Consider the following 328-nt stretch of genomic DNA (forward strand, 5'->3'; position numbering starts at 1 on the left):
TCAGAATACAACTTTTTCCTAAATGTAATTTGGTAGAACTCATTTAAAATAGTTTTGTGGAACCGCTCGCAGATACCATTTGTTTGCGGTGACATAGCTTTCGTCTTTGTATGCTCTATATCATTGATCGCTAGATATAGCTGATAATCATGATGTTCGACTTTGCCGCAATATTCAGTACCTCTATCGGTCAGAATACGTAGCATTGGAAGCTCGTATTGTTCGAAGTACGGCAGTACTTTGTCGTTAAGTATGTCAGCCGCAGTAATTGGCGTTTTCGTGGTGTAGAGCTTAGCGAACGCTACTTTGCTGTAGGTATCAACGAAGG

At 40.5% G+C, this 328-nt stretch carries 1 pseudogene; it reads right to left on the reverse strand.

The features are described 5' to 3' along the window. A pseudogene (locus tag CWC11_RS20735) lies at nucleotides 1-328 on the reverse strand (DDE-type integrase/transposase/recombinase); the annotation flags it as partial.

The organism is Pseudoalteromonas sp. S3178 (assembly GCF_005886985.1).
In the GTDB taxonomy this organism is placed as follows: domain Bacteria; phylum Pseudomonadota; class Gammaproteobacteria; order Enterobacterales; family Alteromonadaceae; genus Pseudoalteromonas; species Pseudoalteromonas carrageenovora.